Here is a 1,659-nt window from a genome sequence, read left to right as displayed (position 1 = left end):
CTGATGCTTCGTTCTGCCCCGACTACTTTAATCATAAAACCATATAAAAAATGGTCAACCAGAAAATTTAACTGGTTGACCTTATAATACGAACTGATGCTTTAGTTACATAAGCAGCAAAAAAGGATCTTTTGCTCTAATTAGATCCTTTTTTCAATTGGTATTTTATTTTGGAGGTTTGGAATGCTTAATTGATAAGAACTTCACCTTTGAAGCAGCTAAGTTTCTTTTACTCATTTCCTTATTAAAAAGAAGAGGAGACACTCCGAACGTTACTGTATCTTGTCCAAGTCGCTTTCCTTTCACCTTATTTTCATAAGTTAAAACTGTAAATCGAACTATATACCGATGACTTAAGTTTCTATTTGGTCTAAAACCTTCTATCTCTACAACGTCATAGCTTTTATCCCACCAATTGTATACATAGCTTATTGAATCGTTTTTATAAAATTCTTTTAGTGCTTGAACAATTTCATCTTGAAATTGTTCCAACATAAAATTGTCAAAAAACTGTTCCATACCCTGTGAATCGTGTTTATGACGTTTTTCTGCACTGACGGATAATGTACTATAATTTAAATAAACCATCAAAATAGATAAAACCAAAAATTTTTTCATCAAATTCACCCCTTAAAGGTATTCTTGATTAAAAAATAAGAGTTATACAACTAACTGTTGCATTAGTTGAAGAAAACGAGTTGCTTGCAGATCGTTTTTTTATTGAAGTAAATGGCAGTTTAGTTGCATAAGGAATGATATAATAAAAATAAATTTTTTTGATAAATAAAGGGGTATTAAGGTTTTATGGAGGGGAGCAACAATGAACATTCTATTTGTTTGTACCGATAATTTTACTAGGAGCGTAATTGCTGAATTTTGTATGAAAGATCATCTAGAAAAAACGAATAACACATCAGTTAAAGTGGCATCTGCGGGTATTAGGGCTAATAGCGATATTAGTAAATACTCTACAATTCATTTTAATGTAATGAATGAGATGGGAATTGATACTACTGGGTTCAATCGATTACAATTTGATGAATCTTGCTTTGATAAGTTCGATCTTATTATTGGTATGAGTGAATTACATAAAGAATTTATCAAGCAACAGTATAATCGTGATATTCATTTATTTAACGAGGTATATAATGGTCTACAAACAGCAGTGAATATTGGCGAACCTGACAATGAACATTTTTTTGAGCAAATGAAACAGTTAGTTAATTATATTAATCGTGCTATTCCAACTTTATTAAGCAACATCGAATTAAAGAAATGAAAATCTTATACAACTAACTGATGCATTAGTTTAACAACAAGATCGGCTGTGATGGTCGATTTTTTTATTGCTCTAAATAGTAGGATAGTTTAATAAGAAATCTTTAATAATAATCGGGATGATTTACTTAAGAAAGTGGTGCTAGGTTCTGGTAATGTTTTATTATCAGAGTCTATTTTTAACAATAAAGGAGAAAAAGTGAGATGAATATTTTTATTCAATTAATCGTTTTTAGTTTCATATTTTTTATTCTTTTAGCTATTTGGAAGTTTTTTTCTAAATCAAAAAATAAAGAGTTAGGCATTAGGAAGGTAAACTTGAAGAACCCTCAAGAAATAAAGGTATTAGTAGCTGGTTTAACAATTTTAGTTATTGGTAAC

The 1,659-nt window shown here is 29.7% G+C and carries 2 protein-coding genes; one reads left to right on the top strand and one right to left on the bottom strand.

The features are described 5' to 3' along the window. Positions 1–165: 165 nt before the first annotated feature. Positions 166–618 (bottom strand): DUF3888 domain-containing protein, encoded by a 453-nt coding sequence (locus ACFCYN_RS25400; RefSeq protein ID WP_375952963.1) that lies wholly within the window; start codon positions 616–618, stop codon positions 166–168. 202 nt (positions 619–820) lie between these two features. Here ACFCYN_RS25400 and ACFCYN_RS25395 point away from each other — a divergent pair, with 202 nt between their 5' ends. After that, on the top strand, positions 821–1,279 hold the full coding sequence (locus tag ACFCYN_RS25395; protein WP_375952960.1) for an arsenate reductase/protein-tyrosine-phosphatase family protein: 459 nt from the start codon (positions 821–823) through the stop codon (positions 1,277–1,279). Positions 1,280–1,659 lie beyond the last annotated feature (380 nt).

Origin of the sequence: Gottfriedia sp. NPDC056225, from assembly GCF_042267765.1 — a bacterium.
GTDB lineage: Bacteria > Bacillota > Bacilli > Bacillales > Bacillaceae_G > Gottfriedia.
Note: the sequence above shows the minus strand (reverse complement) of the source record. Positions and strands in the feature narration are given on the sequence as shown.

Coding starts and splice junctions, on each gene's coding strand:
- ACFCYN_RS25400 (WP_375952963.1), bottom strand. CDS start 618: ATGAAAAAATTTTTGGTTTTATCTATTTTGATGGTTTATTTAAATTAT.
- ACFCYN_RS25395 (WP_375952960.1), top strand. CDS start 821: ATGAACATTCTATTTGTTTGTACCGATAATTTTACTAGGAGCGTAATT.